This is a genomic window from Sanguibacter keddieii DSM 10542 (assembly GCF_000024925.1).
GTDB lineage: Bacteria > Actinomycetota > Actinomycetes > Actinomycetales > Cellulomonadaceae > Sanguibacter > Sanguibacter keddieii.
Genome location: NC_013521.1, coordinates 2,853,517 through 2,877,376, shown reverse-complemented (window position 1 = coordinate 2,877,376; position 23,860 = coordinate 2,853,517). Strand labels below are relative to the sequence as shown.

The 23,860-nt window shown below is 71.3% G+C and carries 24 protein-coding genes; 20 read left to right on the top strand and 4 right to left on the bottom strand.

Translation table 11 applies throughout. The annotated features are described in order from the left end of the window. Positions 1-139 precede the first annotated feature (139 nt). The 7 genes from sigE (at position 140) to SKED_RS12685 (ending at position 6,785) form a co-directional block, all read left to right on the top strand. On the top strand, positions 140-742 hold the full coding sequence (gene sigE, locus SKED_RS12715; RefSeq protein ID WP_245534661.1) for an RNA polymerase sigma factor SigE: 603 nt from the start codon (positions 140-142) through the stop codon (positions 740-742). Further along, positions 739-1,743, top strand: coding sequence for an anti-sigma factor (locus SKED_RS20540; protein WP_012867562.1), 1,005 nt, complete (start codon positions 739-741; stop codon positions 1,741-1,743). Before sigE ends, SKED_RS20540 begins: the two co-directional genes overlap by 4 nt. After that, positions 1,740-3,353: a trypsin-like peptidase domain-containing protein gene (locus tag SKED_RS12705; protein ID WP_012867561.1), complete on the top strand. Its 1,614-nt coding sequence runs from the start codon at positions 1,740-1,742 to the stop codon at positions 3,351-3,353. The genes SKED_RS20540 and SKED_RS12705 overlap by 4 nt, the downstream gene beginning before the upstream one ends. 2 nt (positions 3,354-3,355) lie before the next feature. After that, positions 3,356-3,859: a twin-arginine translocase TatA/TatE family subunit gene (locus SKED_RS12700; protein ID WP_012867560.1), complete on the top strand. Its 504-nt coding sequence runs from the start codon at positions 3,356-3,358 to the stop codon at positions 3,857-3,859. Positions 3,860-3,900: 41 nt separating this feature from the next. Further along, on the top strand, positions 3,901-4,929 hold the full coding sequence (gene trpS, locus SKED_RS12695) for a tryptophan--tRNA ligase (protein WP_012867559.1): 1,029 nt from the start codon (positions 3,901-3,903) through the stop codon (positions 4,927-4,929). Next, positions 4,926-5,468, top strand: coding sequence for a 2'-5' RNA ligase family protein (locus SKED_RS12690; RefSeq protein WP_012867558.1), 543 nt, complete (start codon positions 4,926-4,928; stop codon positions 5,466-5,468). The genes trpS and SKED_RS12690 overlap by 4 nt, the downstream gene beginning before the upstream one ends. Before the next feature lie 90 nt (positions 5,469-5,558). Further along, positions 5,559-6,785, top strand: a complete 1,227-nt coding sequence (locus SKED_RS12685; RefSeq protein WP_143755730.1) for a YihY/virulence factor BrkB family protein — start codon at positions 5,559-5,561, stop codon at positions 6,783-6,785. Between the two features lie 97 nt (positions 6,786-6,882). Here the strand turns inward: SKED_RS12685 and SKED_RS12680 are convergent, their stop codons facing one another. From SKED_RS12680 to sdhC, 4 genes are all read right to left on the bottom strand, one after another. Then, the gene (locus SKED_RS12680; RefSeq protein WP_012867556.1) at positions 6,883-7,647 is read right to left on the bottom strand and encodes a succinate dehydrogenase iron-sulfur subunit; all 765 of its coding nucleotides are present in this window, start codon (positions 7,645-7,647) and stop codon (positions 6,883-6,885) included. After that, entirely contained in the window at positions 7,647-9,485 is a 1,839-nt protein-coding gene (gene sdhA / locus SKED_RS12675) for a succinate dehydrogenase flavoprotein subunit (RefSeq protein ID WP_012867555.1), read from the bottom strand. Before sdhA ends, SKED_RS12680 begins: the two co-directional genes overlap by 1 nt. A 70-nt stretch (positions 9,486-9,555) precedes the next feature. After that, positions 9,556-10,011, bottom strand: coding sequence for a succinate dehydrogenase hydrophobic membrane anchor subunit (locus SKED_RS12670; protein ID WP_012867554.1), 456 nt, complete (start codon positions 10,009-10,011; stop codon positions 9,556-9,558). Then, entirely contained in the window at positions 10,011-10,391 is a 381-nt protein-coding gene (gene sdhC / locus SKED_RS12665) for a succinate dehydrogenase, cytochrome b556 subunit (protein WP_012867553.1), read from the bottom strand. The genes SKED_RS12670 and sdhC overlap by 1 nt, the downstream gene beginning before the upstream one ends. 355 nt (positions 10,392-10,746) lie before the next feature. Here sdhC and SKED_RS12660 point away from each other — a divergent pair, with 355 nt between their 5' ends. The 13 genes from SKED_RS12660 to SKED_RS12605 all read left to right on the top strand — a co-directional run bounded on the left by SKED_RS12660 (position 10,747) and on the right by SKED_RS12605 (position 23,845). Further along, positions 10,747-11,892, top strand: coding sequence for a mannose-1-phosphate guanylyltransferase (locus SKED_RS12660; protein WP_012867552.1), 1,146 nt, complete (start codon positions 10,747-10,749; stop codon positions 11,890-11,892). After that, positions 11,889-12,509, top strand: a complete 621-nt coding sequence (locus tag SKED_RS12655) for an LppA family lipoprotein (RefSeq protein ID WP_012867551.1) — start codon at positions 11,889-11,891, stop codon at positions 12,507-12,509. Before SKED_RS12660 ends, SKED_RS12655 begins: the two co-directional genes overlap by 4 nt. An 83-nt stretch (positions 12,510-12,592) precedes the next feature. Further along, positions 12,593-13,798, top strand: a complete 1,206-nt coding sequence (locus SKED_RS12650; RefSeq protein ID WP_012867550.1) for an amidohydrolase — start codon at positions 12,593-12,595, stop codon at positions 13,796-13,798. A 205-nt stretch (positions 13,799-14,003) separates the two neighbouring features. After that, positions 14,004-15,101 carry a BMP family lipoprotein gene (locus SKED_RS12645; protein WP_012867549.1) on the top strand — a complete coding sequence of 366 codons (1,098 nt, stop codon included), beginning with the start codon at positions 14,004-14,006 and terminating at the stop codon, positions 15,099-15,101. 109 nt (positions 15,102-15,210) lie between these two features. Next, positions 15,211-16,779, top strand: coding sequence for an ABC transporter ATP-binding protein (locus SKED_RS12640; protein WP_012867548.1), 1,569 nt, complete (start codon positions 15,211-15,213; stop codon positions 16,777-16,779). Next, positions 16,776-18,035: an ABC transporter permease gene (locus tag SKED_RS12635; RefSeq protein ID WP_012867547.1), complete on the top strand. Its 1,260-nt coding sequence runs from the start codon at positions 16,776-16,778 to the stop codon at positions 18,033-18,035. The genes SKED_RS12640 and SKED_RS12635 overlap by 4 nt, the downstream gene beginning before the upstream one ends. Continuing rightward, positions 18,032-19,309, top strand: coding sequence for an ABC transporter permease (locus tag SKED_RS12630; protein WP_012867546.1), 1,278 nt, complete (start codon positions 18,032-18,034; stop codon positions 19,307-19,309). The genes SKED_RS12635 and SKED_RS12630 overlap by 4 nt, the downstream gene beginning before the upstream one ends. A gap of 3 nt (positions 19,310-19,312) precedes the next feature. Beyond that, complete coding sequence (locus SKED_RS12625) at positions 19,313-19,723, top strand: cytidine deaminase (RefSeq protein WP_012867545.1); 411 nt, start codon at positions 19,313-19,315, stop codon at positions 19,721-19,723. Between the two features lie 148 nt (positions 19,724-19,871). Beyond that, positions 19,872-21,194 carry a thymidine phosphorylase gene (locus SKED_RS12620; protein ID WP_012867544.1) on the top strand — a complete coding sequence of 441 codons (1,323 nt, stop codon included), beginning with the start codon at positions 19,872-19,874 and terminating at the stop codon, positions 21,192-21,194. Positions 21,195-21,197: 3 nt separating this feature from the next. Continuing rightward, a complete protein-coding gene (locus tag SKED_RS12615) occupies positions 21,198-21,572 on the top strand; it encodes a YidH family protein (protein ID WP_012867543.1) in 375 nt (124 codons plus the stop codon). Positions 21,573-21,653: 81 nt separating this feature from the next. Beyond that, positions 21,654-21,962: a DUF202 domain-containing protein gene (locus SKED_RS19080; RefSeq protein ID WP_012867542.1), complete on the top strand. Its 309-nt coding sequence runs from the start codon at positions 21,654-21,656 to the stop codon at positions 21,960-21,962. Beyond that, entirely contained in the window at positions 21,959-22,750 is a 792-nt protein-coding gene (locus tag SKED_RS19075) for a hypothetical protein (RefSeq protein WP_012867541.1), read from the top strand. Before SKED_RS19080 ends, SKED_RS19075 begins: the two co-directional genes overlap by 4 nt. An 18-nt stretch (positions 22,751-22,768) precedes the next feature. After that, positions 22,769-23,845 (top strand): adenosine deaminase, encoded by a 1,077-nt coding sequence (locus SKED_RS12605; protein ID WP_012867540.1) that lies wholly within the window; start codon positions 22,769-22,771, stop codon positions 23,843-23,845. Positions 23,846-23,860: the final 15 nt, after the last annotated feature.

Below are 23,860 nucleotides of genomic sequence, written 5' to 3'. Positions count from 1 at the left end.
CTCCACGTCTGCGCCTGCTGCCACGCCCCCCGCGGCGGTGACCGCCCACGCGGTCCTCCGCGACGTGCCCGTCGAGGAGCACGTCGGGGCGCCCCTCGCGGCGCCCGGCACCACGGCACCGGCAGAGCCTGCCGCGGACCTGGCTGCCTGGCGGCCTCCGAGCTGGGAGTCGGTCGTGCGGGACCACTCGTCGCGGGTGTACCGGCTCGCCTACAGGCTCACGGGGAACCAGCACGACGCCGAAGACCTCACGCAGGAGGTCTTCATCCGGGTGTTCCGCTCGCTGAGCAGCTACACGCCCGGGACCTTCGAGGGGTGGCTGCACCGGATCACGACCAACCTCTTCCTCGACCAGGCGCGGCGGCGCCAGCGGATCCGGATGGACGCCATGGGCGACGACTCCTCCGGGTACCCGGCACGCGGCGAGCTCCACGACCCTGTCCGCGGCTACGAGCACGCGAACCTCGACCACGACGTACAGCGCGCGCTCGACGCGCTCGCCCCGGAGTACCGCGCCGCGGTGGTGCTGTGCGACATCGAGGGGCTCTCCTACGAGGAGATCGCGGTCACCCTCGGCATCAAGCTCGGCACCGTGAGGTCGCGGATCCACCGCGCCCGGTCGCAGCTGCGCCTCGCGCTCGCCGACAGGGCACCGCGTCGCCGGTCGCCCGAAGGCACGGCGGCCGAGGCAGACGGCGAGCTCTCGCTGCACGGAGCCCGGGCCGCGGACGGCGCTGCGTGAGCGCGCACCTGGGGGACTGGGTGAGCGCGCTCGTCGACAACCAGCTCGCGCCTGCGGACCGGGAGAGGTGCCTCGCCCACCTCGCGGCCTGCCCGGTGTGCGCGCGCGAGGTGGAGGACGCCCGTGCGGCACGGCGCGCCCTCGTGCTCGACATCGACGAGGTGCGCCCGGCCCCCGACTTCATGAGCCGTCTGCTGTCCATGTCCGAGCCGCCGGCACCGGCGGCCGGAGAGGTCGTCGGCTTCGACGAGCCCGGACGCGGTGAGGGCGGCGGCCCGCGCGCAGCGAGCGCCTCGCCGCTGGTGCCGCACGAGCAGCTCCCCCCCCGGTGGCGCGCGCTGTGCGGCGACGTCGACCACCGGGGGGGACGCCGCGGGCGCGCCGTGATCGCCGCGATCCTCGGGACCACCATGGTCACGGTGAGCCTGTTCACCCTCGGTGACCGCCCGATGGTCGCCCCCGACCGCCAGCAGACCGAGGCGCTCTCCGCCCTCGCGGCCGCCGCGCAGCTGCGCTCGAGCGACGGCCTCGTCCTCGCCTCGGGCGACGGTGCCACGGTCAGCGGACCCGGCACGGACGGCTACGACCACGAGGTGCTCGAGTGGATGTCCGAGCAGGGCTGGCCCCGCCCCGACCCGCTGCCGGACACGGTGACGGTGTCCGCGGTGCGCTACAGCGGCACCCACGACGACGTGCTCGAGGTCGACCTCGACACCCCCTTCGGCGACGTGGTGCTCCGTGAGCAGCACGGCCGGCTCGACCCCGACAAGGTGTCGGACCTCCGGACGGTCGACGCGGGCGGAGCGCCGGTCTACGTGGTCTCGGACGCCCCGGTGCACCTCGTGTGGCAGTCGTCGGACACCGTGGTCGACCTCGTGGCCCCCGGTTCCCTGGACGACGTGCTACAACTTGTGTCCACGTTCCCGGTCGACGAGTACGACCCGGGGTTCCAGGCGCGCGTCGGGCGTGGGTGGACGACACTGACAGGAGTGCTCTCGTGACCGATCCGAGCACGGACGACCCCACGAGCGAGGCCGCCGGCCCACCGTCGCAGCCGCAGGGCGACCCGGGGCGCAGCGTCCTCCCGGTCCCGCTCCCGCCTGTCCACGCGGCGCCGTCGTACCAGCCGCGTCAGGAGGGTTCGCCGACGCCCCCGGAGCACCTGCGCTACGCGCCTCCGGCTGCCCGACCGGCGACGCCCGAGCAGCCGGCCCACCCGCAGCCGGCCGAGCCGCAGGCAGGCGGGGACCGGCTGGGGGCCGAGGCCGGTGCCATCGCCGCCGAGCACGGAGCGCCGGGAGGAACAGGTCCAGACCACGAGCCGTCACCCGTCGAGACGCTCGCAGCAGGCCCGGTGGCCGACGGCGCGCAGGGCGTCCCCGTGGCACCGTCGTCCTCCCCGCTCCGACCTCCGTCCTACGCGCCCGGGGCGACCCCGAGCGCGCACTGGTTCGAGTCCGCCGCCACGCAGCAGGAGGCGCTGGTCGTGACGGGGACGCCCTCGGAGCAGCGGAAGGGTGGTCGTCGGCCCGCCGTGACCGGGCTGCTCGTCGGTGCGCTCCTGCTCGGGGCCGTCGGCGGCATCGCTGGCGAACGCGTCTGGGACGCGGTGACGGGCCCGACCGCAGGGCAGCCGCTGCCGACGGTCTCCGCGGACCCGTCGATCACCCGTCCCGACGGGTCGATCGCCGACATCGCCGCGACGGTCGCCCCGAGCGTCGTCTCGCTCTACGTCTCCGGACCGGACGGTCAGTCGACCGGCTCCGGCTTCATCATCCGCGAGGACGGCTACATCCTCACCAACAACCACGTGATCGCCGGTGCCGTGGGCGCCGGGACCATCCGCGTGACCTTCGTCGACGGCACCGAGGAGACCGCGACCCTCATCGGTCGGACGGCCGACTACGACCTCGCCGTGGTGCGCGTGGACCGCGAGGGCCTCGTGCCGCTCGTCCTCGGAGACTCGGACGCGGTCGCGGTGGGAGACCCGGTCATCGCGATCGGCGCCCCGCTCGGTCTGGACGGGACGGTGACCTCCGGGATCATCAGCGCGCTCAACCGGCCGGTCTCCGCCGGCGACGCGACCGACCAGGCCTTCATCAACGCGCTCCAGACCGACGCGGCGATCAACCCGGGGAACTCGGGCGGCCCGCTGGTCGACGGCTCGGGGCAGGTCATCGGGATCAACTCGGCGATCGCGCAGCCGCCCGGCACCTTCACGAGCGCGGGGAACATCGGGCTCGGCTTCGCCATCGGGTCCAACCAGGCGCGGCGGACTGCGCAGGAGATCATCGACACGGGCTCGGCCAGCTACCCGATCATCGGGGTGCTGCTGGACTCGGCGTACGACGGCGAGGGCGTCCAGGTGGTGCAGGACTCCCAGGGCGACCAGCCCCCGGTGACCCCCGGTGGTCCTGCCGAGGCGGCGGGCATCGCCCCGGGCGACGTGATCCTGGCCGTCGACGGCCGTCCGGTCACGCAGTCCGACGAGCTCATCGTCGCGATCCGGGCGAAGGCACCCGGCGACACTGTTGTGCTGCGCGTGCGCTCCGGCGATGATGAGCGGGACGTGTCGATAGTGCTCGACAAGGCGACGAGCGGCGAGGGTTGAGCGTGTTCGGAATCAACGGTGGTGAGGCCATCATCATCCTGGTGATCGCCGTCCTGGTGATCGGCCCGGAGCGGCTCCCCAAGTACGCCGAGCAGCTCGCCGGGCTGGTCAAGCGCGCCCGCGTGCTCATGGCCGACGCCAAGGAGAAGGTCAGCGAAGAGCTCGGGCCCGAGATCACCGACGTGGACTGGGCTCAGCTCGACCCTCGACGCTACGACCCGCGACGGATCGTCCGGGACGCGCTCCTGGACGACACCCCGGTGTCTCCCTCCAAGCCGAGCAAGCCCGCCAGGCCGACCGGGTCGCCCGCCGCCCCCTCCGCGTCCGCCGCCAAGGCGGCGGAGACCGCCGTGGGTGCCGCGACCGCAGCGGCTGCGGCCACGGGCGCAGCGGTGTCCCGCGACACGACCGACCCGACGCCGCAGGCGGGCGCCGCGCGGTGGCCTGAGCCCCAGCCGGCCCTCCAGGCCGGGGAGGCCGCGCCCTTCGACCCCGAGGCGACCTGAGCGATTCGGTAAAGCCCGCGCTTCGGTGCCAGAATGAGCGGATGGTCAACGACGTGCAGCGCCCGCGCATCCTGTCGGGCATGCAGCCCACCGACGACTCCCTCACCCTCGGCAACTACATCGGTGCGCTGACGCAGTGGGTCGCCCTCCAGGACTCGTACGACACGCTGTACATGATGGCGGACCTCCACGCGCTGACCGTCAACCCCGAGCCGGCCCGCCTGCGCGAGCGCACCCGCCGCACCCTGGCCCAGTACCTCGCGGGTGGCGTGGACCCGGAGCGCTCCACGCTCTTCGTGCAGTCGCACGTCCCCGAGCACGCGGAGCTCGCCTGGATCCTGTCGTGCCAGACGGGCTTCGGCGAGGCCAGCCGCATGACGCAGTTCAAGGACAAGGCTGCGAAGCAGGGCACCGACGGCACGACCGTCGGTCTGTTCACCTACCCGGTGCTCATGGCTGCCGACATCCTCCTCTACGGCGCGGAGCGCGTCCCCGTGGGCGAGGACCAGCGCCAGCACCTCGAGATCACCCGTGACATCGCCGAGCGCCTCAACTCCCGTTTCGGCGAGGACACCGTGGTGGTCCCGGAGGCGCACATCGTCAAGGCCGTCGCGAAGATCTACGACCTGCAGGAGCCGACCGCGAAGATGAGCAAGTCGGCGACCGGCAAGGGCGTCATCTGGCTGCTCGACGAGCCCAAGGTCTCCGCCAAGCGCATCAAGTCCGCCGTCACCGACGACGAGGCGGTCGTCCGCTACGACCCCGCCACCAAGCCGGGCGTCTCCAACCTGCTGACGATCTACTCGGCACTCTCGGGGCGCAGCGTCACCGAGCTCGAGGCCGAGTACGCGGACAAGCAGTACGGCCACCTCAAGGTGGACCTCGCCGAGGTGGTCGTCGACTTCCTCACCCCGTTCCAGGAGCGCGTCGACTCCTACCTGTCCGACCCGGCCGAGCTCGACCGTGTGCTCGCCGCGGGCTCGGAGAAGGCTCGCGAGATCGCGAGCGTCACCCTGGCCCGCGTGTACGACAAGGTCGGTCTGCTGCCCGCCTCGGGGTCGCGGTCGTGAACCTGCCCGAGCGGGTCGGGGACCAGCGCCGCATCGGCGTCTCGGTCGAGATCCCCGACCCCTTCGGCGCGCAGCTGCAGGAGGCGCGGCGGACGGCGGGAGACCCGCTCGCCGACCACATCCCGCCGCACATCACCATCCTCGGCCCGACGGTGCTCGAGCCCGGGCAGATGTCCCAGGTCGACGAGCACCTGTCCTCGATCGCGGCGCGCTCTGCGCCCTTCGTGGTGCAGCTCCGCAGCAGCGGGACCTTCCGCCCGGTCTCGCCCGTCGTGTTCGTCCAGGTGGCGCAGGGGATCGCCGAGTGCGAGTCCCTCGAGGCGATGGTGCGCTCGGGGCCGCTCGCCCAGGACCTGCGGTTCAACTACCACCCGCACGTGACGGTCGCGCACGAGGTGCCCGACGAGGCGCTCGACGCCGCCTTCGAGGCGATGGCGGGCTACGAGGCGACCTTCTCGGTCGAGTCGGTGTCGCTCTTCGAGCACGGCGACGACAGCGTGTGGCGCCCGGTCCGGGCGTACCCGCTCGGGGCGGCCTGAGCCGGACGAGCAGGCCCACCGCTGCGTAGCGCCCGCCCGCGGCAACCGTCCCCGGATGCCACGTCGCGGCCGACCTCATAGGCTCGTCCGGTGACCACCACCTCGAAGGACAGCAGGCGACCGGGTGAGGTCGCGACGGCAGAGACGCAGGACCAGGACCTCGCGGCAGACACGCACGACGAGCAGGACGTGCGCAGGAGCACCGAGAAGGCCGACGACGGCACCGAGGCACCCGTGGAGAGCCCGAGCCTGGCGCAGCGCGTCCAGGCGCTCCTCGCCTGGTGGAAGACCACCCGGCTGGCGCGGGCGCTCACCCGCTACGGGCAGGTCAACGGCGCCCTGCTGTGCGGTGGCATCGCCTACTCGGCGATCTTCTCGGTGTTCGCCGGGCTGACCATCGGCTTCACGGTGTTCATGCGCTTCCTCGGGAACAACGACGAGCTGCTCGACTCGGTGATCGACTCGGTCAACACCGCGCTGCCCGGCATGCTGCAGACGGTCTCCGGGGACTCCACGACCGGCTTGATCGATCCCCAGGAGCTCGTCACCTCGACCTCGCTGAGCGTCGCGAGCATCGTGTCGGTCGTGGTGCTGCTGGTCTCGGCGATCTCCTGCATGGGAGCCGTCCAGGTGGCCGTCCGTGCGATGTTCGGGCTCCCCCCGGGCGTCGGCAACCCGGTGCTCGTCAAGGTGCGTCAGCTGGGCGGCTTCGTGGTGATCGGGCTGGCGGTCCTGGCCTCCGCCGTGATCGGCATCGTGGTGGGCTCGGTGAGCAGCTGGCTCCTCGACCTCCTCGGCCTCGAGGGCACGGGTCGCTACCTGCTGCCCGTGCTCGGGCTCCTGGTCGCCTTCCTCGTGGACGTCGGCACCTTCGTGCTCATCGTGCGCCTGCTGTCTGCCGTGCACCCCGCACGTCGCGACCTGCTCCTGGGCGCTGTGGTCGCCGCGGTGGGCTTCGGGGTCATCCGGTTCCTGGGGACCTCCGTGGTGGCGAGCAGCGCGAGCACCAACCCGGTCCTCACCTCTTTCGCGGCGATCATCACCCTCCTCATCTGGATCAACCTGTCGGCACGGATCCTGCTGACTGCTGCTGCCATCAGCGCGGACCTGCCGCTGGAGCTGCTCGAGAAGGTCTCGGACGTCGAGGCGGCGGAGCAGGCCATCGAGCGTGCGCGGTCCGGCGAGGCAGACCCGGTGACGGCTGCCGAGGGGCGGCGGGCCGAGGTCCAGGTCGCGTCGGTGACGGTCGGACGCCGTCTGCTGACCCTCGCTGCCGCAGGCGTCGGCGGCTATCTCCTCGGGCGCCGTCGAGGCTGAGCGCGGCAGGAGCGGGCCCCGCAGACGTAGAAGAGGTCGGCACCCCAGGGGTGCCGACCTCTTCTGCGTCGTGTCCTCCGCGCCGGGGCGCCGTGGACTAGAAGGCGCGGGTGATCATCGCCCGCTTGACCTCCTGGATGGCCTTGGTGACCTCGATGCCGCGAGGGCAGGCCTCGGAGCAGTTGAAGGTGGTGCGGCAGCGCCACACGCCTTCCTTGTCGTTGAGGATCTCGAGGCGCTGCTCGGCTCCCTCGTCGCGGGAGTCGAAGATGAAGCGGTGCGCGTTGACGATGGCCGCGGGGCCGAAGTACTGACCGTCGGTCCAGAACACGGGGCAGGACGACGTGCACGCGGCGCAGAGGATGCACTTGGTGGTGTCGTCGAAGCGCTCGCGCTGCTCGGCCGACTGCAGGCGCTCGCCCGAGGGCTGGTTCCCGGTGGTGACGAGGAACGGCATGATCTCGCGGTAGGAGGCGAAGAACGGCTCCATGTCGACCACGAGGTCCTTGATCACCGGGAGGCCCTTGATGGGCTCGACGATGATGGGCTTGTCGGGGTTGACGTCCTTGAGGAGCGTCTTGCACGCCAGGCGGTTGCGGCCGTTGATGCGCATGGCGTCAGATCCGCAGATGCCGTGCGCGCAGGAGCGCCGGAAGGTGACGGAGCCGTCGTGCTCCCACTTGATCTTGTGGAGGGCGTCGAGGACGCGGTCGGTACCGTGCGCGGTGACGGTGAACTCGTCCCAGTACGCCTCGTCGCCGTGCGCCGACTCGGGGGAGTAGCGGCGGACCTTGAGGGTGACCTCGAAGCTGGGGATCTCGGGGACGGAGGAGGCCGGGGCCTCGTCGATGGTGGCAGTCATCAGTACTTACGCTCCATGGGCTCGTACCGGGTCTGCACGACGGACTTGCCGCCGAGCATGACCTTGTAGGTGTCGAAGACGCTCTGCTCGGAGAAGACGCCCTCGGTGCCGTCGACGCTCTCGACCGTGGCCGAGTCGTCGAGCGGGCGCCGGTACGCCATCGTGTGGAGCATGAACTTCTCGTCGTCGCGGTCGGGGAAGTCCTCGCGGAAGTGACCGCCGCGAGACTCCTTGCGGTTGAGGGCGCCGATGACGACGACCTCGGCGATGTCGAGGAGGAACCCGAGCTCGAGGGCCTCGAGCAGGTCCGTGTTGAACAGCCGACCCTTGTCCTGGACCGAGACGTTCTTGTAGCGGTCCTGCAGCGTGCGGATGTCCGCGAGGCAGGTGCGCAGCGACTCCTCGGTGCGGAACACCTGGGCGTTGGCGTCCATGGTCTCCTGCAGCTCACGACGGATGTCGGAGACCCGCTCGCCGTCGGGACGGCCACGCATCTCGTCGAGCGTCGCGATCACGGAGTCCGCGGCGTCCTCGGGGAGGTCCCGGAAGGTCGCGGTCTTGGCGTACGCGGCGGCGGTACGGCCGGCGCGCTTGCCGAAGACGTTGATGTCGAGGAGCGAGTTGGTGCCGAGACGGTTGGAGCCGTGGACGGACACGCAGGCGACCTCGCCGGCGGCGTAGAGGCCGCGGACGACGTCGGTGTTGTTGCGCAGCACCTCGGCGTCGACGTTGGTGGGGATGCCACCCATCGCGTAGTGCGCGGTCGGGTAGACCGGCACGGGCTCGGTGTAGGGCTCGATGCCGAGGTAGGTGCGTGCGAACTCGGTGATGTCCGGGAGCTTGGCGTCGATGTGAGCCGGCTCGAGGTGCGTGAGGTCGAGGAGGACGTAGTCCTTGTTCGGCCCGGCTCCGCGGCCCTCGCGGACCTCGTTGGCCATCGACCGGGCGACGATGTCGCGCGGGGCGAGGTCCTTGATGGTTGGGGCGTAGCGCTCCATGAAGCGCTCGCCGTCGCCGTTGCGCAGGATCCCGCCCTCGCCGCGGGCCGCCTCCGAGAGGAGGATGCCGAGGCCGGCGAGGCCTGTCGGGTGGAACTGGAAGAACTCCATGTCCTCGAGCGGGAAGCCGCGGCGCAGCGCGAGCGCCATGCCGTCACCGGTGAGGGTGTGGGCGTTCGAGGTCGTCTTGTAGATCTTGCCGGCGCCGCCGGTCGCGAAGATGATCGCCTTGGCCTGGAAGACGTGGATCTCGCCGGTGGCGAGGTCGTAGGCGACGACACCGGTCGCGTTGACCTCCTCGCCGTCGGGGACGTGCCCCTCGGAGAGGTCGTGGTCGACGATGAGGTCGAGGACGTAGAACTCGTTGAAGAACTCCACGTCCTGCTTGACGCAGTTCTGGTAGAGCGTCTGCAGGATCATGTGACCGGTGCGGTCCGCGGCGTAGCACGAGCGGCGGACGGCGGCCTCGCCGTGGTTGCGGGTGTGCCCGCCGAAGCGGCGCTGGTCGATCTTGCCCTCGGGGGTGCGGTTGAAGGGCAGGCCCATGCGCTCGAGGTCGAGGACCGCGTCGATGGCCTCCTTCGCCATGATCTCGGCGGCGTCCTGGTCGACCAGGTAGTCACCACCCTTGACCGTGTCGAAGGTGTGCCACTCCCAGTTGTCCTCCTCGACGTTGGCGAGGGCGGCGCACATGCCGCCCTGCGCCGCGCCGGTGTGGGAGCGCGTGGGGTAGAGCTTGGAGATCACGGCGGTGCGGACTTCGCCGGACGCCTCCAGGGCCGCGCGCATGCCTGCGCCGCCGGCGCCGACGATCACGACGTCGTACTGATGGGTCTGCATCGGGGTCGATGCCTCCTCGAGGCGAGTTGAGGTGTGTGTCAGTGTCTGTGGGTAGCTGCGCAGAGGGGGGCTACGCGGAGCAGAACGACGCGAGCAGCTCGGCGGGGGCGTCGACCGGGCACGGGTCGAAGGTGAAGATCACGAGCGTGCCGAGCACGGTGACCGCCACGAAGGCCGTGTAGAGCGCGACCTTGAGCCACAGCCGGACGAGGGGGCGCTCGGCGTAGTCGTTGACGATGGTGCGCACACCGTTGGTGCCGTGCATCATCCCGAGCCACAGCATGAGCAGGTCCCAGATCTGCCAGAACGGCGAGGCCCACTTGCCGCCGACGAACGCGAAGTCGATCGCGTTGACGCCGTCGCCGACCATGAGGTTGACGAACAGGTGGCCGAAGATGAGGACGAGCAGGATCACGCCGGAGGCACGCATGAAGACCCAGCCGTAGAGCTCGAAGTTGGACCGGGTGGTCCGCAGGCGCTTGTAGGGCTCGCGCGGGTCCGCGATGGTCGGGGCAGTGGCGGTCATCAGTTCCCCCCGAAGACGTGCATGAGGTGACGCGGCAGGAATCCGGCCATGGTCACGACGAAGAGGCCGATGACGACCCAGAGCATGACGCGCTGGTACCTAGGACCCTTGGCCCAGAAGTCGACCAGGATGATGCGGATACCGTTGAAGGCGTGGAAGACGATGGCGGCCACGAGGCCCGCCTCGCCGAGGCCCATGATGGGCGTCTGGTACGTGCCGATGACGGCGTTGTACGCCTCGGGGGACACACGGACGAGCGCCGTGTCGAGGACGTGGACGAGCAGGAAGAAGAAGATCAGCACGCCGGTCACGCGATGCGCGACCCACGACCACATGCCTTCGCGGCCGCGGTACAACGTGCCGGCAGGTGCACTGGGCACTGAGCGCCTCCTGTGGCGAGTCAGGGGGGCGGAACTGGCGAGTCCGGGGCTCCCGTTGTGGAACCGAGCATCCTTACCCGGCACCGTCTGTCCCACATCACTCTAGTGAACGAACTGTGGTGGTGCTGTCGAACCGGCCCTCTCGCGACGCGATGGCGGTCCGAATGTGATCTATCTCTCTCTCGTCTCGTCCTCTGGGACGCGCGGCGCGGTGCTGCGGGGCAGTTCTGCGGAGATCGAGGTCTCCTGGCCGCCTCGTGCGTCGCGGGGCTGGCGTCAACCAGGAGGTCGGTGCTCGTCCCGGGGCGGCGTCGGGCAGGGACGTGGCTGCGACGCGGGTCACTATGCTCGGTCCATGTCCTCCTCGTCGCCGCAGCCTGCCCGTCCGGACCAGCCGAGCACCCCGTTCTACGCCGTGATCCCTGCCGGCGGCGCGGGCACCCGGCTCTGGCCGCTGTCGCGGGCGGACGAGCCCAAGTTCCTGCACGACCTCACCGGGTCGGGGCGGTCGCTCATCCAGGCGACGGTCGACAGGGTCTCGCCGCTGACGGTGCCCGACGGCGTCGTGGTCGTCACGGGCACGGCGCACGCGCCGAAGATCGCCGCGCAGCTCCCCGACCTGCCGGCCGAGAACATCCTCACCGAGACGTCCCCGCGCGACTCGATGGCCGCCATCGGTCTCGCCGCCGCCGTGCTGCAGGAGCGCCACGGTGACGTCGTCCTCGGGTCCTTCGCCGCCGACCAGGTGATCGCCGGGCGCGACGCCTTCGAGCAGGCGGTCCGCGAGGGGATCGCCGCGGCCGAGGAGGGCTACGTCGTCACCATCGGCATCGCGGCGTCCCGGCCGTCGACGGCCTTCGGGTACATCCACGGCGGGCAGCCGCTCGGCCTGGCCGGTGCGCCGAGCGCCCGCCACGTCCTCGGCTTCACCGAGAAGCCCGACGCCCTCACCGCCCAGCGGTACCTCGCGACGGGGGAGTACCGCTGGAACGCGGGCATGTTCATCACGCGCGCCTCGGTCCTCCTCGGTCACCTCGCCGAGCAGCGCCCCGAGCTGCACGACGGCCTGCGCACCATCGCGCGCGCCTGGGACACCCCGGAGCGCGACGAGGTCGTCGCCCGGGTGTGGCCCGCCCTCGAGAAGATCGCCATCGACCACGCCGTCGCCGAGCCCGTCGCAGCGCAGGGCGGGGTCGTCGTGGTCCCCGGCACCTTCGGCTGGGACGACGTCGGCGACTTCAACTCCCTCGCCGCGCTCCTGCCCTCCGAGGACGGCTCCGGCTCCAAGGTGCTCGGCGACCCCGGCCTGGTGGTCCGCGTGCAGAGCGCCGGCTCGGTCGTCGTCCCGGGCGGCAAGCGCGTCGTGACCGTGCTCGGCCTCGACGACGTCGTGGTGGTCGACACCCCCGACGCCATCCTCGTCACCACCCGCGCCCGCGCGCAGCAGGTCAAGGACATCGTCACCGAGCTCCGAGAGCGCGGCCTCGACGAGCTGCTGTGACCGGGCAGACGAGGTCGGTCGAGGTGCGCACCGGTGCCAGGGACCGTGCACGGGGAGGGCCTGGGCTGGTCCTGGTGCTGCTCGGGTGCGCGCTCCTCGTCGCCGGAGCGCTGATCTGGACGGTGCTGGTCCCTGACAGGAGTATGGCTGGACTGCCCTCGGACGACGAGGTGGTCGATGCGCGTCGTGTCCTCATGGGTCTCCCGTCGTTCGAGGAGGAGCAGGGGACCTCGGCCATGGTGCTCGGTGACATCCGTACGGCCCTGGAGGTGGAGCTCGGTCCTGTCGACTGGATTCACGACGAGGTGCGCAGGGGTGCAGCCGGGTGCACGCCGCCGGAGAGCGAGATCCCCGGAGCCCTGTCTGAGGGAGCGCGCTCGCGAGGCGCGCTCCCCGGTGGAGGCGACCAGGGCGAGCGGGCGCTCGAGATCGTCGAGGAGGTCGCGGCCCAGCACGGCTTTGCCGAGACCTCCAGGTTCGTCGACGGCACGGGCGTCCAGTACGCCGACATGACGTCCGACAGGGGCGGGAATGTCTCGGCAGTGGCAGGGGACCGATTCGGGATCAGGGTCACGTCCAGCTGCTTCCTGACCGCGGAGGCGAAGGCCGAGGGGTAGCCCACCGTGCGCCGGGTGTGCCCCACCGACCGCAGAGCGGTCGCTCCGGTGGCCGGGGGCGTGGTCAGGGATAACCTCGACCGGTGAGCACCTCTGGGAACGTCGCCTCCGCCGACCGCATCGCCGCCCTCGTGGGAGGGCTCCACGACGAGCTCGTCGCGATCCGCCGGGACATCCACGCGCACCCCGAGGTGGCGCGCACCGAGACCCGGACCACGGCGCTGGTCGCCGAGCGGCTGCGGGCGGCCGGGCTGGAGCCGCGCCTGCTCGCCGGCACCGGGCTCACCTGCGACATCGGTCCGACCCCCGCGGAGAGCGGACGGCGCCGCCTCGCGCTGCGCGCCGACATCGACGCCCTGCCCCTCGTCGAGACCACGGGCCTGCCCTTCGCCTCGACCGTGCACGGCGTCGCCCACGCCTGTGGCCACGACGTCCACACCACCGTGGTCCTCGGCGCCGGCCTGGTGCTCGCCGCGCTGCACGACGCCGGCGAGCTCGACCGGCCCGTCCGGCTCGTGTTCCAGCCGGCCGAGGAGGTCCAGCCCGGGGGAGCGCTCGACCTGCTGGAGCAGGGCGTGCTCGAGGGCGTCGAGGAGATCTACGCCGTCCACTGCGACCCCAAGACGGACCGCGGCACCATCGGCTCGCGCATCGGCCCGATCACCTCGGCCTCCGACGAGGTCACGGTCATCATCACCTCGAGCGGCGGGCACACCTCGCGGCCGCACCTCACGGGCGACGTCGTCTTCGCCCTCGGACAGGTCATCACCCAGGTCTCCGCCGTCCTCGGACGACGCCTCGACCCGCGCTCAGGTGTCAACCTCACCTGGGGGGCTGTCAACGCCGGCCAGGCGCACAACGCCATCCCGGCGACCGGCACGGTCCGCGGCACGCTCCGGTGCCTCGACGTCCGGGCCTGGGAGCACGCGGCCCAGGTCCTCCACGACGCCGTCGAGCAGGTCGTGGCACCGTACGGCGTCGACGTCGAGGTGGTGCACCAGCGGGGTGTCCCGCCGGTCGAGAACGACGAGCGCTGCACCACGGCCATCGAGGCCGCGGCCCGCGAGACCATCGGCGCGCAGTCGGTGCTGCTCACCGAGCAGTCGCTGGGCGGGGAGGACTTCGCCTGGTACCTCACCAAGGTCCCCGGGGCCATGGTCCGGCTGGGCACACGCACCCCGGGCGGGCACACCTACGACATCCACCAGGGCGACATGCAGGTCGACGAGGACGCGATCGGCCTGGGTGTCGCGATGCTCGCCCGCGTCGCCGTCACCGGCCGCGGGTGAAGCGCGGGTGAAGTCTCGAGATGCGGTCCCTTTGCAGTTTGGTAACGAAGGGCCCCTGTGACCCTCCGGTAACACCCTGTTAACCGACGGACCACTAGTGTGCGTGTCACCAAGGGTCGTCCGGGCCCACCTGCGTGCTGCAACGGCGCCCGCGCAGGTGGCCCCGTCCGGAACGGCTCCTCGACAAGAACACCAGGAGTTCCACGTGAAGAGAGTTGTTCAGCTCGCTGCCGTCACGGCCGCCGCTGCTCTGGTCCTGTCCGCCTGCGGTGACGCACCCGAGGACGACGCGACCACCGGCGCCAGCGGCGCCACCGAGGCGTCCTCCGACTTCAAGGCCTGCATGGTCTCCGACTCGGGCGGCTTCGACGACAAGTCCTTCAACGAGTCCGGCTTCAACGGCCTTAGCGCCGCCGAGGACGCCCTCGGCATCGAGGTCACCACCCAGGAGTCACAGACCGAGGCGGACTTCGCCCCGAACATCGACAACCTCATCGCGAGCAACTGCAACATCGTCGTGACGGTCGGCTTCCTGCTCGGCACCGCGACCGGCGACGCCGCGCAGGCCAACCCGGACACCGAGTTCGCGATCGTCGACTCGACCGCCGCAGACGCAGACGGCGCCCCGATCGAGCTCCCCAACGTCAAGCCGCTGAGCTTCAACACCTCCGAGGCCGCGTACCTCGGTGGCTACGTCGCCGCGGGCATGACCAAGACCGGCACGGTCGCCACCTTCGGCGGCATCCAGATCCCGACCGTCTCCATCTTCATGGACGGCTTCGTGGACGGCGTCGCGAAGTACAACGAGGACAACGGCACCGACGTCACGGTCCTCGGCTGGGACAAGGACGCCCAGAACGGGTCCTTCACCGGTGACTTCGAGGACCAGTCGAAGGGCCAGCAGCTCACGCAGACCTTCATCGACCAGGGTGCTGACATCATCATGCCGGTCGCCGGTCCGGTCGGTTCCGGCGCGCTGGCCGCGGCCTCGGACGCCGAGGGCGTCTCGGTCATCTGGGTCGACTCGGACGGTGCGCTCGAGAAGCCCGAGTTCGCCGACGTCATCCTGACCTCGGTCCTCAAGGACATCAGCGTCGCGGTCGAGGACGTCATCACGGCGGCCTCCGAGAGCGCCTTCTCGCCCGAGGCGTACGTCGGCACCCTCGAGAACGGCGGCGTGGACATCGCCGAGTTCCACGAGTTCGACTCCGAGGTCCCGCAGGAGCTCAAGGACAAGGTCGACGAGCTCCGCGAGAACATCATCAACGGCACGATCGTGGTGGAGTCCCCGAGCGCCCCGTGACGCACCGCTGAACGACCGGCCCAGCCGGCCCGACGCACGTCGGGCCGGCTGGGCCTCTTCTGGTCTACTGTCGCTGGCAGGTTGTCGGCGCGCTTGAAGGAGAACGCACGTGAAGTTGGAACTGCGAGGGATCACCAAGTCCTTCGGGCCGCTCGTCGCGAACGACCACATCGACCTGGTCGTCGAAGAAGGGCAGGTCCACGCCCTCCTCGGCGAGAACGGCGCAGGCAAGAGCACCCTGATGAACGTGCTCTTCGGGCTGTACCAGGCCGACTCGGGAGAGATCGTCGTCGACGACGCCCCGGTGGCCTTCCGCGGTCCGGGTGACGCCCTGCGCGCCGGCATCGGCATGGTGCACCAGCACTTCATGCTGGTCCCCGTGTTCACCGTCGCCGAGAACGTCATGCTCGGCAGCGAGGACACCAAGGCCGGAGGCTTCCTCGACCTCGAGACCGCCCGCCGGCGCGTCCGCGAGCTGTCCAGCCGCTTCGGCTTCGACCTCGACCCCGACGCCGTCGTCGAGGACCTCCCGGTCGGCGTCCAGCAGCGCGTCGAGATCGTCAAGGCCCTGGCCCGCGAGGCCAAGGTGCTCATCCTCGACGAGCCCACCGCGGTGCTCACGCCGCAGGAGACCGACGAGCTCATCGAGATCATGCGCCAGCTCAAGGCAGCGGGCACCTCGATCGTCTTCATCACCCACAAGCTCCGCGAGGTCAAGGCCGTCGCCGACGTCATCACCGTGATCCGCCGCGGGAAGGTCATGGGATCGGCCGAGCCCACGGCCTCCGAGGGCGAGCTCGCCTCCCTCATGGTCGGTCGTGCCGTCTCCCTCGGTCTCGACAAGGCACCGGCGACCCCGGGGGAGCGCACCTTCACCGTCTCGCACCTCACGGTGACCTCACCGACCGGTCAGGCCGTCGTCGACGACGTCACCTTCGATGTCGCGCAGGGCGAGATCGTCGCTATCGCGGGTGTCCAGGGCAACGGCCAGACGGAGCTCTCCGAGGCGATCCTCGGCCTGCTCCCCGCGGCGAGCGGTTCCATCAGCCTCGACGGCCGTGAGATCACCGGTCTCAGCCCTGACAAGGTGCTGCGCGCCGGCGTCGGCTTCGTCCCCGAGGACCGCAAGGTGGACGGGCTCGTGCTCGACTTCTCCGTCGCCGAGAACCTCGTCCTCGACCTCTACGACAAGCCGCCGTACGCCAAGGGCGGGATCGCTCTCGACCTCGCGGCGATCCGCGCGAACGCCGAGAAGCGCATCGCGGAGTTCGACATCCGCACCCAGGGACCGACCGAGCACGTCGGACGCCTCTCGGGCGGAAACCAGCAGAAGGTCGTGCTCGCCCGCGAGCTGTCCCGTCCGCTCAAGCTCTTCATCGCGAGCCAGCCGACCCGCGGCGTCGACGTCGGGTCCATCGAGTTCCTGCACCGCAGGATCGTCCAGGAGCGCGACAACGGCACGCCCGTGATCATCGTGTCGACCGAGCTCGACGAGGTCGTCGAGCTCGCCGACCGGATCGCGGTGATGTACCGCGGCAAGATCATCGGCATCGTCCCCTCCACCACCCCCCGTGACGTGCTCGGCCTCATGATGGCCGGCGTCCCGCACGACGAGGCGATCTCCCAGGCCACCAGCCCGGCATCACCTCGAGACGACCAGACAGGGAAGACCCAGTGAACGACCAGCGCACCGAGCCCGAGAAGGACGGCCCCGCCGTCCCACCGGCGAAGGACGTCGAGCAGCCGACCGCTGCGACCGGGGGCCGCGCGGCCCAGGTCCTGCGCGAGGTGACCACCGGCGGGTTCGGGGTGACCGTCCTGGCCTTCGTCCTCGCCCTCGTCATCGGCGGCCTCCTCATCATCGCCGTCGACCCGGACGTCACCGACGCCGCGAGCTACATCTTCGCCAGGCCGGCAGACTTCTTCGGCGCCGCCTGGGCCTCCGTCACGGACGCCTACACGGCGATGTTCCGCGGAGCCGTCTTCAACTACGACGCCCCGACCGCGGCACGCGCGCTGCGACCGCTCACCGAGACGATGACCGTCGCGACGCCGCTCATCATCGCGGCGCTCGGCATCGCCATCGGCTTCCGCGCCGGCCTGTTCAACATCGGTGCCCAGGGGCAGGTCCTCATGGGTGCGGCCATCGGCGGGTACGTGGGCTTCACCTGGTCCTTGCCGCCCGTCCTGCACCTCCTGCTCGCGCTCCTCGGCGGCATCCTCGCCGGTGGGGTGTGGGCCGGGATCGCCGGGTTCCTCAAGGCGCGCACCGGGGCGCACGAGGTGATTGTCACGATCATGCTCAACTACGTGTCGCTGTACCTGGTGGCGTTCTTGCTCACGACCTCGGCGTTCACCCGTGAGGGCTCCAACCAGCCCAAGAGCCCCGGCATCCGCGAGAACGCGCAGCTGCCGCTGCTCCTGGGAGACCAGTTCCGGCTGCACGCCGGGTTCGTCGTCGCGATCCTCGCCGCGTTCTTCGTCTGGTGGCTCATGACGCGCTCCACCTGGGGCTTCCGCTTCCGCGCCGTCGGGTCCAACCCGAACGCCGCCCGGACCGCAGGCATGGCCGTCTCGTCGTCCTTCGTGCTCGTCATGGTCGTCTCCGGTGCGCTCACCGGTCTCGCCGGGGCCGTGCAGATCCTCGGCACCGAGAAGGCGCTCACCGGCGGGATCGCCGGGTCCATCGGCTTCGACGCGATCACCGTGGCCCTGCTCGGACGGTCCAAGCCGCTCGGTATCTTCTTCGCGGGTCTGCTCTACGCCGGCCTCAACGTCGGCGGCCGCGTGATGGAGAGCAGCACGGGGACGTCGATCAACATCGTCCTGGTCATCCAGGCTCTCGTCGTCCTGTTCATCGCGGCGCCGCCCCTGGTCCGCGCGATCTTCCGGCTGCCCTCCCAGCCCGCTCTCACGAAGGGTGCCAGCGCATGACCGCCACCGACGTCCTGGTCGGCGACGTGTCGACCACCCGTCCCGTCCGCGCGTACCGTCTGCCGATCGTCCTCGCGAGCTTCGGCGTCCTGTCGCTCGTGGTGTTCGGCGTGCTCGGCAGCGCCGGGTCGACGACCACCTTCGGCGTCTCGACGTCGACGGACTTCTTCATGATCGACCCGATCCGGCTGCCGTCGCAGGTCACGGCCACGGTCCTGTCGGTCCTCGCGCTGCTGCTCGCCGCGTACTCGTTCTTGCGGGTCCGTCAGGGGCTGCGCGTGGGCACGTGGGTCCCCGTCGTGTTCGGCGTCATCTGGGTCTTCACCTTCCTCGTCTGGGCGGTGACCGACAAGAGCACCTCGCTCGTCAGCCTCTTCCAGGGGTCGCTGCTCCTCGCCGTGCCTCTCGCCTTCGGCGCCCTCGGCGGTCTGCTCAACGAGCGTGCCGGTGTGGTCAACATCGCGATCGAGGGACAGCTGCTCCTCGGGGCCTTCGGCGCAGCGGTCTTCGGGTCGATCACCGGGAACGCCTACCTGGGTCTCGTCGCAGCCCCGGTCGCGGGTCTGCTCATCGGCTCGCTGCTCGCGCTCTTCACCGTCAAGTACTCGGTGAACCAGATCATCGTCGGTGTGGTGCTCAACGTGTTCGCCGTCGGGCTCACCAGCTTCCTGTTCAGCTCGGTCCTCAAGGAGAACGCGGCGACCCTCAACTCGCCGCCGCGCCTGTCGACCCTGCCGATCCCGCTGCTCTCCGAGATCCCCGTCCTCGGGCCTGTGCTGTTCCGCCAGTCGATCATCGTGTACCTGCTGTACATCGCGGTGGCCGTCATCGCCGTCGCGCTGTTCCGCACCCGCTGGGGCCTGCGGGTCCGCGCGGTGGGAGAGCACCCGCAGGCTGCGGACACCGTGGGCATCAACGTCAACAAGACGCGCTGGGGCAACGTGCTCCTCGGCTCGGCCGTGGCCGGTCTCGGCGGGGCGTTCTTCACGCTCGGCTCCGTCGGTGCCTTCGGCCAGGAGATGACCGCGGGCAAGGGCTACATCGCCCTCGCCGCGATGATCCTCGGCCGCTGGTCACCGGTCGGTGCTCTCGGCGCGGCGCTGCTGTTCGGCTTCGCCGACAAGCTCCAGCAGGTGCTCGGGGTCCTCGAGACCCCGATCCCCAACCAGTTCATGCTCATGCTCCCGTACGTGGTGACGATCTTCGCGGTCGCCGGCCTCGTCGGACGCGTCCGTGGACCGGCTGCCGCCGGCGAGCCCTACGTGAAGGGCTGACCCGTGAGCCAGACCATCGACTGGGACGGCCTGCGCACGGCTGCCCGCGACATCATGACCAAGGCGTACGCGCCCTACTCCGAGTTCCCCGTCGGCGCAGCAGCGCTCGTCGACGACGGCCGCGTGGTCACCGGGTGCAACGTGGAGAACGCCGCCTACGGCGTCGTGCTCTGCGCAGAGTGCGGCCTCGTGTCCTCGCTCGTCGCCTCGGGCGGCGGACGCCTGGTGGCCTTCACCTGCGTCGACGGCCACGGGAACACCCTCATGCCGTGCGGCCGCTGCCGCCAGCTCCTGTGGGAGCACGGCGGGCCGTCGCTGCTCGTCGAGACGACGCGCGGCATCGTCCCCATGAGCGAGGTGCTGCCCGACGCCTTCGGCCCGGACGACCTCGTCACCCGGGCTGCCGACGCCTGACGGCAGCCCCCGCAGCACCCGACCGCCGCGCCCCGCCCTGTCCTAGACTGGCGGGGCGCCGCGGTCTCCTGACCACGCCTCAGCAGACCTCACCACCGGGCGGCCCGCTGACCGCGGCCCGCGCCCACCCACGAACGGAGCCACAGACGTGCCACTTCCCGAGGACACCCAGCGCAAGGCCGAGGCCTTCGACGCCGTCGACGTGATCCGCGTCAAGCGCGACAAGGGCACGCTGAGCCCCGAGCAGATCGACTGGGTCATCGACGCGTACACGCGCGGCGTCATCGCCGAGGAGCAGATGGCTGCCCTCAACATGGCGATCCTGCTCAACGGCATGGACCGCGACGAGATCTCCCGCTGGACCGCCGCGATGATCGCCTCGGGCGAGCGCATGGACTTCTCCGCGCTGTCGCACCCCACCTCGGACAAGCACTCGACCGGTGGCGTCGGCGACAAGATCACCCTCCCGCTCGCACCGCTCGTCGCCGTGTTCGGCGTCGCGGTCCCGCAGCTCTCGGGCCGCGGCCTCGGCCACACCGGTGGCACGCTCGACAAGCTCGAGTCCATCCCCGGCTGGCGCGCGGCGCTCAGCAACGACGAGATGATGCGCCAGCTCGAGGACGTCGGCGCCGTCATCTGCCAGGCGGGCTCCGGCCTCGCCCCGGCCGACCGCAAGCTCTACGCGCTGCGCGACGTCACCGGCACCGTCGAGGCGATCCCGCTCATCGCGTCGTCGATCATGAGCAAGAAGATCGCCGAGGGCACCGGCGCGCTCGTCCTCGACGTCAAGGTCGGCACGGGTGCGTTCATGAAGGACGAGGCCTCTGCGCGCGAGCTCGCCCGCACCATGGTCGACCTCGGCACCGACGCAGGTGTCCGCACCGTCGCGCTGCTCACCAACATGTCGACGCCGCTCGGCCTCACCGCGGGCAACGCCCTCGAGGTCCGCGAGTCCGTCGAGGTGCTCGCCGGCGGTGGACCTGCCGACGTCGTCGACCTCACCGTGGCGCTCGCCGTGGAGATGCTCGCCGGCGCGGGCCGCGACGTGGCCGCCGACGAGGTGCGTGCTGCGCTCTCCGACGGCCGGGCCATGGACCGCTGGCGCGCGATGATCTCCGCCCAGGGTGGCGACGTCGACGCGCCGCTGCCGGTCGCGACCGAGAACCAGCAGGTCCTGGCCGAGTCCGACGGTGTCCTCACCGGGCTCGACGCGCTCGACGTCGGTATCGCGGCGTGGCGCCTCGGTGCCGGGCGCGCCCGCCGCGAGGACGCCGTGCAGGCCGGCGCCGGTGTCGAGATCCACGCCAAGCCGGGCGACCGCGTGGTCGCCGGCCAGCCGATCCTCACGCTGCACACCGACACCCCCGAGCGCTTCGACCGCGCCCTCGAGATCGCCCGCCACTCGATCACGGTCGAGGCCGAGCCCCGCGGTGACGTCCACCAGGACCTCATCATCGCCCGGATCGACTGACAGGTGGCCGGCGACGCCCGACGGCCCCGCTCGGTGTACGGGGTCGGCGACGACCCCGACGCCCGGTTCTCCCTCGCCAACGAGCGCACCGCGCTCGCGTGGGTGCGGACCGGGCTGGGCCTGGTCGCGGGCGGCGTCGCCCTCACGTCCTTCGCGACCTTCGCCGAGCTGCCGATCTTCCTGGACGTCGTCGCGGCGGTCTCCTGCCTCGCCGGAGCGGTCCTCGCGGTGTACGGCTGGTGGACGTGGAAGCGCTACGAGCGCGCGCTGCGCACCGGCGCACCGCTGCCCGCACCGGTCGCGCTGCCCGTCCTCGCGGGCGGGGTCGTGGTCATGGCCCTGCTGCTGGCCGGGTACGCGGTCGCGTCGGCGCTGTGACAGATGAGGCGCTGTGACGGGCCGGACGCTATGACGGGCGGGACGCTGTGACCGGGACGGCATCGTGAGGGGCACGGCGCTGTGACTGGCGAGCCGCACCGGGCTCGGGCCGACCTCTACGGGGCACAGCCGGAGCGCACCGCGCTCGCGTGGCAGCGCTCGCTCCTCGGGGTGGTGCTCGGGTCCCTGGTCCTCATGCTCACGGCCCTGCGTGAGGAGATGTGGCTGCTGGTCCTCCTCGGAGCCGTCCTCGCGGTCGGTGTCGCGGTCGCCCTCGTCGTGGGGCGGCCCCGCGACGGACGTGCGCTCGAGCGTCTCGTCGTCGCCGTCGTCCTGCTGGGTGCGCTCGGTGCCACGCTCGCCGTGGCACAGGCTGTCGGCGCCGCGTGACGAGGCCGGGACGACAGCTCTCCGAGCTGCTGTGGTGGCTGGGTGGCGGCCGCGCGCCCGTGCCGCCAGGTCCGCCGCGCCCACGCGACGGGTCTGGCACCCACGACCACTCCGGCTGGCGAGGCCTGCCTGACTCCTCGGGCGTCGATCTCCCCGCCCCTGGCCGCGCACGTGAGGTCCTGGCGGCCCTCGGTCGCGGGGCCGTCCAGGTCGACGGCACCACCTGCGGCTCGGCCGCGCTCGTCCTCACCGCCGCCGTCGGGGACGACGCGCTCGCGCGGGAGCTCGCACGCCCCGGTGCGGCGGAGGTCGCGCAGCGGCGCACCAAGGCCGCGACCACCCGACGCGCCCTGCTCGGCCTGCCGTGGCCCGGCGCGCTCGGCACGCCGCCCTGGGCTGCGGCTCGTGCAGCCCGCTGCGGGCCTGTGCGGTACACGCACCGCCTGGTGGTCGACTCGCGTCCTCAGAGCCGACCCCTGCTCGACGCCGCCGTCGCCTGGGCGCGCGCGGGCGTCCCGGTCCCGCTCTACACCGGCGGCGACACACGCGCCGGGCTCGCCGCTGCGGTCCCACGGCACGTCGTGGTGCTCACGAGCCCGGACGGCTCCGCCCTCGAGGTCTACGAGCCGAGCAGCGGGCGGCTGCACCCGGTGACCGAGGACCACCTGCGCTCCGGGGGCGTGGCACGGCCGTCGCTCGGCGGTTGGTCGCACGTCACCTGGGTGCTGCTGCCGGTGCTACCAGACGCTCTTCCCAGACCGCGGTCGGACGGCCGTCTGAGGCACTGATAGCGGTACGGTTGCCCCATGACTTCTGCGCTGCCGATCGCCGCCCTGCCCAAGGTCCTCCTGCACGACCACCTCGACGGTGGTCTGCGCACGGAGACCATCGTCGAGCTCGCCGCCGAGATCGGCCACGAGCTGCCGACGACGGACCCCGAGGAGCTGCGTCGCTGGTTCTTCGAGGCGGCTGACTCGGGCACCCTCGTCCGGTACCTCGAGACCTTCGACCACACGATCGCCGTCATGCAGACGCGCGAGGGCCTCGCCCGCGTCGCCCGCGAGGCCGTCGTCGACCTCGCGGCCGACGGAGTCGTCTACGCCGAGCAGCGCTGGGCACCTGAGCAGCACCTCACGCGCGGGCTCAGCCTGCAGGACGCGGTCGACGCGGTGCAGGAGGGGCTGGACCAGGGCGTCGCCGAGGCGGCGGCGGCCGGGAACACGATCCGGGTCGGTCAGCTGATCACCGCCATGCGGCACGCCGACCGCTGGGAGGAGATCGTCGAGCTCGCCCTCGCCAACCGTGACCGTGGGGTCTCGGGCTTCGACATCGCGGGCGCCGAGGACGGCTTCCCGCCCTCCAGGTTCCCGCAGGCCTGGCGCACGCTCAACGACGCGTCGTTCCCCGCCACCATCCACGCCGGCGAGGCCGCAGGGGTCGACTCGATCTCCGAGGCCGTGCACGTCGGCCAGGCGAGCCGCATCGGCCACGGAGCGCGCATCGTCGAGGACATCACCGACCTCGACTCCGACAACCCGGTCTTCGGTCGGGTCGCGCACTGGGTGCGGGACAACCAGATCCCCCTCGAGCTGTGCCCGTCGTCGAACCTGCAGACCGGCATCGCCGGCACGGTCGCCGAGCACCCGATCTCGCGGCTGCGCGACCTCGACTTCGCGGTGACCGTCAACACCGACAACCGCCTCATGTCCGCCACGAGCATGACGCGCGAGATGACCCTGCTGGTCGACGAGGCCGGATGGACCCTCGACGACCTGCGCGACGCGACCCTGGCAGCAGCCTGGAGCGCGTTCATCCACCACGACGAGCGCCACGCCCTCGGCGAGCAGATCCTCGCCGGCTACGCAGCCGTCGCGGGGGAGTGAGAGCTCCCCACCGCA

Coding starts and splice junctions, on each gene's coding strand:
- trpS (WP_012867559.1), top strand. CDS start 3,901: ATGGTCAACGACGTGCAGCGCCCGCGCATCCTGTCGGGCATGCAGCCC.
- SKED_RS12680 (WP_012867556.1), bottom strand. CDS start 7,647: ATGACTGCCACCATCGACGAGGCCCCGGCCTCCTCCGTCCCCGAGATC.
- sdhA (WP_012867555.1), bottom strand. CDS start 9,485: ATGCAGACCCATCAGTACGACGTCGTGATCGTCGGCGCCGGCGGCGCA.
- SKED_RS12670 (WP_012867554.1), bottom strand. CDS start 10,011: ATGACCGCCACTGCCCCGACCATCGCGGACCCGCGCGAGCCCTACAAG.
- SKED_RS12660 (WP_012867552.1), top strand. CDS start 10,747: ATGTCCTCCTCGTCGCCGCAGCCTGCCCGTCCGGACCAGCCGAGCACC.
- SKED_RS12630 (WP_012867546.1), top strand. CDS start 18,032: ATGACCGCCACCGACGTCCTGGTCGGCGACGTGTCGACCACCCGTCCC.
- SKED_RS12605 (WP_012867540.1), top strand. CDS start 22,769: ATGACTTCTGCGCTGCCGATCGCCGCCCTGCCCAAGGTCCTCCTGCAC.